This window comes from Aquidulcibacter sp. (genome assembly GCF_049239865.1).
GTDB lineage: Bacteria > Pseudomonadota > Alphaproteobacteria > Caulobacterales > Aquidulcibacteraceae > Aquidulcibacter.
In genome coordinates, this window is sequence record NZ_JBMLTR010000012.1 from 1 (window position 1) to 7,342 (window position 7,342).

The window sequence follows — 7,342 nt, forward strand, 5'->3', positions numbered from 1 at the left end:
TTTGATGAAGAAGACCAGGCTGGGCTTGAGTCGATCTGCGGGATTTTGTTGAGGGGTTGATCTGCCCCCTGACTTCATCTTGAGCGAAGCCGAGAAGCGCCTTTTCGTCTGGACCCATTTTGGTGGAAACCCTGTTTCACCAAAATGGATCGTCTAGGATTAGCGCGACATCTGGGTAGTCAAGTGCGCAGCTTCGCTGCGTCGCGTGGCGATCCGTTTTCGCAGAAAACGGACACTTGACGACCCGGATGTCGCACAAACAATTGAAACAGCGGTTGGGTGACCAGAATGGGCACCAAAGCGCTTCTTAGTCATTTTAAGTTTGCGCCCTGAAACTCGAACACGGCCTTTGCGTAGACACAGCCTGCGGGAAGGGCGTTCCGAGGTGAAACCAACTATAGAGTTAGAAGGACCGCGCAGCACTAGCTGCGCATCCCTAAACCATACCCTGCGCAGCTAGTGCTGCGCGGTCCACCGCTGAAAGGCGATAAACTGTTCTTTAGCAAGGCACTACCGCCCTAAAGGCCGACTAGTTCGGCGCTATCCTGCCAAAGTTTGGCGCATGCTGCATCGTCTTGGGCGATTACGGACGGGGCAGGCCACGTCAGGCGGGCACGGCGCAAACTTGCGTAGACGAGGCCGTCTGGGGCTCTAGCCGTTGTGGCGAGTTCGGCGAGCCCTTGCCCTGCGGCCTTCATTGTATTGAAGGCCGAGGAGAATGGGACCACCAAGGGCAGGATGGGCCAGATCAGATTTTTGACCAGCCAAGAATGATGCCGCACGAGACCAGTGCCCGGTGTCGCGCCGGGATCATAGGCAAACACCTGCCAGCCTAGGCTTGACGCTTCAGGGGTCTGGGCCAGAAAACGGGCGGTCATGACATTGCAAAGTTTCGAGGATGAATAAGCCCGCATCCCCGCAATCAGGTCCGACTCTTCGGCTCTCGTCTCCCGCTCGGGATAGGCGAGGCGATACGCATCAGCGTGGCGGGGAGGGGGCACGCCTGTCCTTTCGCGTGGGTCATGCGTACCACTCGAGGTGATTACAATGCGGGCACCCTTTGCCAGCCTAGGCAAGAGGAGGCGCAGCATCAGATAATGAGCCAAATGATTGGTCGCAAACGTGATTTCAAACCCGTCCTGCGTGCGACCACTCGCTGACGGCGTCTGCCCACCTGCATTGAGAATAAGGTGCGAGATAGGCTCTTCGGGTAGCTCAGCCACAAAGGCGCGGACACTGTCCAGGCGACTGAGGTCGAGGCTTTGCCCAAGCCATCCTTCCGGGACTTCAGACAAATTGCGCGCGCCCATGATTTTGGTGCCCGATAAACTGAGCCTTTGCGCCGCAACCCGCCCCAAACCCCGTGTTCCGCCCGTCATAATGATCAGCATGTCTTAATCCTTACGATGTAAAGTTTGCAACGCATAGATAAATTGCTAAGGGGCGTCAAGGAGAGTTTCGTGGATAAAAAGTCCTATCACCATGGAGAGCTGCGAAATGCGCTGATTCAAGCCGCGCTCACGATGTTGGAGCAGGACGGCCCAGACGGACTTTCATTGCGCGCTCTGGCACGGGCTGTGGGGGTGAGCTCTATGGCCCCCTATCACCATTTTGCCGATCGGGCAGAACTTCTCGCCGCGGTCGCTACCGAGGGTTTTCTACGGCTGCAAACCCGTAAGCAGGACATTCAAGCAATCCAACCAAGTCTGCGCGAAGCGCTCGCCGCCGGTGGGGCGAATTATGTGCGCTTCATCTTGGACAACCCAAATCTGTATCTTCTGATGCGCAGCCCGGAGTTTTCCGACCACCTACGATATCCCGCCTTGCATCGGGCGGCGTCTGCCCCAGCAGCGACTTTGCTGGACTTAATGGCGCGCTTCTTGGACGAGCAAAGACTTTCAAGCCCAAGCCCAATCGAGGGCGCTCACCTTTTATGGGGTCTCAGCCACGGGATCGGCACTTTGGCCCTTGAAGGCCAAATGCGGGCCGATATTGCGCCAGAGTTAGCCCATCAGGGCAGTCTAGCAATGATTGATGGTTGGGTTGCGGGCCTGAAGGGCTAGGCCAAAGTATCCCATGCGATGGCCGCCAACTTGGAACGGTTCGCCCCGTTGAGAGTTAAGGTGTTGCTATGCCCTTGGCCCAGCCTCTCAAACATGGGGACACACAAAATGAACAACAAGCTTTTAGCCTGCATAGGCCTGCTTGCCGTCTCGCTCGCGGCCTGCTCAGACAAGTCGAAAAGTGAAGCCGTCGCCGCCGGTGACCATGCTGCCGCCGCCGCTCAAGATGCGGGGGCCGCCACAGCAACTGCGGCAGAGGACGTCGGTAACGCCACCGCCGACGCCGCTGCCAATGCCAGTAACGCGGTCACGAACGCGGCAGACAAGAGCGCTGACGCTGCCCGCAACGCCGCGGACGACGCCAAAGAGGCGGCTGACAAAGTCGAACGCAAGACGGACGCCGCCTTGGATGCCGCCAAGAAAACTCAATGATCCCGGTGATGGCGGGGTAGGGGGCAAAGCACTTGGAACGCTTCAATGCGTCGCTGCGCTTGCCTTGAAGCTGTTCGACAAGTGTCTTTGCGCAAATTTGGGCGTCAAGAGGTGAAATCGACTTCGTCGACGCGCGAAGCGCGCCTCTTGACCCCCAAATTTGCGCGCTCAAAATCGCCCATCGCCTTTGCGCTGGCAGAGCCTGCGGCAAAGGCGTTCTGAGTGAAAATAACAAATAATATCATGTGCTTAAATGGTGCATTCCGTGCGGAATGCACCCTACGGCGTAGCGCTCTAAAAGCCCAGCCCCGCCCGCCTATTCCCGCTTCAAGATGTTATCGACAATCCAGCTCCAGGCCGCCTGCGGCTTATAGCGGGCCTTCAAATCGTCGCGGTCATATTCGGTGGTGAGCCAAGTCCAGAAGTCGATGCGGCCTGTCGCTTCGATCTTGGCCCATTCGGCCCAGAAGAAGTCGAGGATGCCGGTTTTGGCAGCACTTATGTGAAGATATTTGAAGCTTAATTGCTTGCGTGCCTCTTCCAAAGGCACACCTTCGATCTGATAGAGATAAAAGACCGCCATGGTGCCCGCGCGGTCTGCACCGGACTTACAATGCATCAGGGCCGGGTATTCCATGGTCTCAAAGGCTTTTTTGGCCTCTAACAGGCGCTCTGGATAGGGTGCTCCACGGCTCTCGCTATGCAGGAAGACGAGGTTGAGGCCCAATTGTTCGCACGCCTCTTTTTCCAAGACGGTAAAGCTGGCGTCAGTATCGCCGCGTAGATTGACAATGGTCTTGATGCCAAACTCTTTCCATTCCGCCAATTGCTTGGGGCTGGGTTGGTTCGTACGCCACATGCGGGGGCTGATTTGATATTTGTTTTGAAAGCGCGCGCGCAAAAAGGCGTGGTCGTTCCACCAATAGTCATCTTCAGCGGCTTTGCGGCGTTCAGGCGTGGTCAGGTCAAATTTGGGCACGGGCGCGTCTTTTCGGCTAATCCGATCGCATCTAGGCAGCACCGCGTTGCCATGCAAGCCTTAGCTGTGGCGCCCGCGCACTCGCCATAAAGCGCAACGCTCGCTATGGAGCGGGGACTATGAGCAAAAAACTCTCGCGCGCCTTCTTTCGATCCTCACCCGTCCAGTGGTTTTTTGCGGGCTTTCTGGCGGCCTGGATGGCTTTGGTGCGGGTTACGACGCGCTGGACGTTTGTGGGCCAAGAACATGCTGAGCCGGTCTGGAAATCGGGTAAGGGCGTCGTGTGGTGCTATTGGCATTCGCGCATTATGGGCGCGCACTCCATCTGGCCGACTGACGTTCAAAAAATGCTGATGCTGATCTCGCTTTCTCCTGATGGCCAGTTTGTGGCGCGCGCCGCAGAGCTTGTTGGCCGTACGGTGGTGCGGGGGTCCTCGTCGAAAAAGAAGGCCGATGGCGAAACCGAAGATAAGGGCGCGCTGCAGGCGTTTCGTCAGATGCTCAGCCACGCCTCAAAGGGTGGGTGTGTCGGCATTACGCCAGATGGGCCGAGGGGACCGCGTATGCGCGCCCAGCTTGGCGCGGTGCGGGTCGCGAAGATGGCGAAAGTGCCGCTTCTACCTTCGGCCTTTGCCGTCAAGGGCGGCGGCTATGCCAAGAGTTGGGACCGCTTTCACTTGCCGCCTTTGTTTTCGCGCGGCGTGATTGTGTATAAGCCCGCGATTGCGCTTCCCGCCAAAGCCAGCGAGGCCGACATGGAAGCGGCGCGTCTGGCCTTAGAAATCGCGCTGACTGAGGCCATGCAAGAGGCTGATCGCTTGGTCGGTGGCCCGCTGATTGAGCCTGCGCCGCCTGCAACCGCCGCGGAAGAGGCTGAGGCGTGACAGAGACGCTGCCCTTTTCCTTGACGCTCTATAAGATTGCGACCCAGCTTCTGGCCCGCTTCATGCCCGGCGTCTTGTCGCGTCGGGCGGCCAAAGGACGGGAAGACCCAACGCGGATTGGGGAACGTCTGGGCACAGCCCCTGTGCAGCGCCCGAAAGGCAAATTGGTCTGGATCCATGGGGCCAGCGTGGGGGAGTCGATTGTGGGCCATGCCTTGGCGCAAGAACTGCGGCAGGCGTATCCCGGGCTCACCTTCCTGTTCACCAGCGGCACCAAGACGTCGGCGGATTTGATGGCGCGTAAGCTTTCAGCGCCCGACCTACACCGCTATGTGCCCGTCGATACGCCCATGGCGACCAAGGCGTTTATCGCAGGCTGGCAGCCAGACCTTGCCGTCTTTGTGGAAGGCGAGATTTGGCCGAACCTGCTGCTGGCAACTAAGCAGGCAGGGGTGCCTTTGGCGCTGGTCAATGCCCGCATGACGGCGCGCTCGGTCAAGGGCTGGCGGGGCAGGGCGAAAACGGCAGAGCTGTTATTCTCTCTGTTTGACGTGGCTCTGCCCGCCGATACCCGCACGTTTGAAGCGCTCAGCCTGTTTCGGTCTGGTCCGATTGGCACCATTGGTAATTTGAAACTGGCAGCGCCTGCGCCCATCGTGAATGCCAAGCAAGCCAAAGTGTTGGCAGGCAAGCTCGGCAATCGGCCGATCTGGCTTGCGGCCTCGACCCATGAGGGTGAGGAGACGGTGCTTCTAGCCGCGCATGCGGCACTGCGGCTCGGCGCATCTGATGCGCTGTTGATCTTGGCCCCCCGCCATCCAGAGCGTGCGCAAGATGTTGAGATTGAATGCCGCAAGCAAGGCCTCGTGCCCGTGCGGCGCTCAAAAGGCCAAGTCCCGGGTGCCCAGACGCCTGTTTGGCTGTGGGATACATTGGGCGAATTGGGCCTCGCCATGCGTTTAGCCCCCGTGACCTTTGTTGCCGGAAGCCTACAGCCCGGCATTGGTGGCCATAATCCAGTCGAGCCTGTCCAGCTTGGCTCAACCGTGGTGAGTGCGAGCTTTGTCGGCAATTTCCTCGACCTTTATCAGGCCTTGGAAGATCAGGATGGCGCTGTGATTTTGGACGATCATGCGTCCGACCGCATCGCTTTGACTTTGGCGGGCCTGTTAGGCGATCCGGAGCGGCGTGAGCACTTGAATGAGGCTGCCCGTGGCGTCATCGCTCAAGGTAGCCACGCCATGGCAGATACGGTCGCCGCTTTGGTCGCACTTTTGGGGCGGGCCAAGGCATGAGGGCACCGTCTTTTTGGACCATACGTTTTGGTCGCGATGCCGCGCCGATCCTGCGACTGCTTCTATCGCCGCTTGGCGCGCTTTATGGGGCAAGCGTTGCGCGACGCATTGCTAAGGCAAGCCCATTGGCCTTGCCGATCCCGGTCATCTCCATCGGTAATTTGACCGCGGGTGGCACGGGTAAAACGCCATTCTCCCAGACGTTGCGGACCTTATTGGCAGAGCTTTTGGACGGCCAGATTGGCATTGTGTCGCGCGGCTATGGCGGCTCGCTGGAAGGCCCGGTGGCGGTTGATGTTGGCGCGCATAGGGCCGAGGATGTGGGCGATGAGCCCTTGATGCTGGCCCAAGGCGGACCGGTCTTTGTGGGGCGTGACCGCGCGGCGGCAGGCAAGTTAGCGGCAGAGCAGGGCATGAAAGCCCTCATTCTCGATGATGGTCACCAGAACCCGGCTTTGGCGAAAGCTTTGTCGCTGGTGGTGGTCGATGGGCAGACGGGCTTTGGCAATGGTCATTTGATCCCAGCAGGACCTTTGCGGGAGAAGCCAGCCATTGGCCTTGCGCGCGCCGACGCGATCATTCTGATGGGCCCTGTCAGCGACGACACCTTAGAAGATATTGCAGGCTTTGAAGGCCCAGTTTTTAATGCGTCGCTCATCGCCAAACCTTTCGCCATTGACGGCCCCGTCTTGGGCTTTTGCGGCATTGGCCGGCCCGAGAAATTTGATGCGACTTTGCGCGGCTTGGGCTTGAATGTCGTGGATTTGTACCCATTTTCCGACCATCATCGCTATCGCCTGGATGAGCTGGGCCGACTGGAAGCCGATGCGCGTGCGGCAGGGGCTACTTTGGTCACCACGGAAAAAGACCATGCGCGCTTACCGCCGGACTTTGCTGCCAAGGTGCGGGTGGTGCCGATCGAGGCCGTTTTGGCCGATGAAGCGGGCTTTCGCGCCTTTCTGCGCGGCAAACTCGACAGCTATATCAGGCAGGATTAGGATTTTTCCATGACAGCAGGCCGTCGCGAGTCCTTTTTCAAGCGCATCGAATCTTGGGCGTTCCACACCTATTGGAACCGGATTAGCTCCATGTCCTTGGACGAGGCGTCCAATGCGGGCGCAAAATTTGCCCGCACGCTCGGCCCCATCACCAGCGCGCACAAGACCGCGCGCTATAATATGCGCCTTGCTTTTCCGCGTATCACCGCAGCCGAAGAGCGCGAGATGCTGGACGCCATGTGGGACAATTTGGGCCGCGTGGTCGGCGAATTCCCGCATCTGTCGGCCATGGGCCTGTTTACACCTGAAAGCCGGGCAGAATTTGAAGGCTTGGACATTCTCGACCGCTATGTCGGTACGGGTAAGGCCGGGGTCTTTATCTCTGGCCATTTTGCCAATTGGGAAGTCATGCCGGCAGCCATTGTGCGGCGCGGGGTTGATTGCCGCGTCACCTATCGGCCTGCCAATAATATCTGGGTCGATGATACAATCGTCAAAGCCCGGGCGGACTATGGCGTGCGCCTGTTTGCGCCCAAAGGCCCGTCGGGCGGGGTCAGTCTGATGCGAATCCTCGCCAAGGGTGGCTCGGTCGCCATGATGAATGACCAGAAATATGAGACGGGGGTCGAAGCGCCCTTCTTTGGCCATCTCTGCAAGACGGCAGACGGTCCTTCGCGTCTGGCTTACCGCT

8 protein-coding genes are annotated in these 7,342 nt (G+C 58.9%); 6 read left to right on the forward strand and 2 right to left on the reverse strand.

Translation table 11 applies throughout. The features are described 5' to 3' along the window. Positions 1-518: 518 nt before the first annotated feature. Entirely contained in the window at positions 519-1,391 is an 873-nt protein-coding gene (locus ACOVRA_RS01610) for an SDR family NAD(P)-dependent oxidoreductase (RefSeq protein WP_421718782.1), read from the reverse strand. A 69-nt stretch (positions 1,392-1,460) separates the two neighbouring features. On the opposite strand from ACOVRA_RS01610, the gene ACOVRA_RS01615 reads away from it, so the two are divergent. Continuing rightward, positions 1,461-2,063, forward strand: coding sequence for a TetR/AcrR family transcriptional regulator (locus ACOVRA_RS01615; RefSeq protein WP_421718783.1), 603 nt, complete (start codon positions 1,461-1,463; stop codon positions 2,061-2,063). A gap of 108 nt (positions 2,064-2,171) precedes the next feature. Beyond that, entirely contained in the window at positions 2,172-2,495 is a 324-nt protein-coding gene (locus ACOVRA_RS01620) for a hypothetical protein (protein ID WP_421718784.1), read from the forward strand. Between the two features lie 316 nt (positions 2,496-2,811). Here ACOVRA_RS01620 and ACOVRA_RS01625 read toward each other — a convergent pair whose 3' ends face one another. Then, positions 2,812-3,474: a fused DSP-PTPase phosphatase/NAD kinase-like protein gene (locus ACOVRA_RS01625; RefSeq protein ID WP_346383970.1), complete on the reverse strand. Its 663-nt coding sequence runs from the start codon at positions 3,472-3,474 to the stop codon at positions 2,812-2,814. Positions 3,475-3,593: 119 nt separating this feature from the next. Here ACOVRA_RS01625 and ACOVRA_RS01630 point away from each other — a divergent pair, with 119 nt between their 5' ends. The 4 genes from ACOVRA_RS01630 to ACOVRA_RS01645 form a co-directional block, all read left to right on the forward strand. Next, positions 3,594-4,358, forward strand: coding sequence for a lysophospholipid acyltransferase family protein (locus ACOVRA_RS01630; RefSeq protein WP_421718785.1), 765 nt, complete (start codon positions 3,594-3,596; stop codon positions 4,356-4,358). Then, on the forward strand, positions 4,355-5,653 hold the full coding sequence (locus tag ACOVRA_RS01635; protein WP_421718786.1) for a 3-deoxy-D-manno-octulosonic acid transferase: 1,299 nt from the start codon (positions 4,355-4,357) through the stop codon (positions 5,651-5,653). Before ACOVRA_RS01630 ends, ACOVRA_RS01635 begins: the two co-directional genes overlap by 4 nt. Next, positions 5,650-6,651, forward strand: coding sequence for a tetraacyldisaccharide 4'-kinase (lpxK, locus tag ACOVRA_RS01640; protein WP_421718787.1), 1,002 nt, complete (start codon positions 5,650-5,652; stop codon positions 6,649-6,651). Before ACOVRA_RS01635 ends, lpxK begins: the two co-directional genes overlap by 4 nt. A 9-nt stretch (positions 6,652-6,660) precedes the next feature. Beyond that, positions 6,661-7,342, forward strand: a 682-nt coding sequence (locus ACOVRA_RS01645; RefSeq protein WP_421718788.1) for a lysophospholipid acyltransferase family protein, incomplete at its 3' end; no start/stop codon positions are given.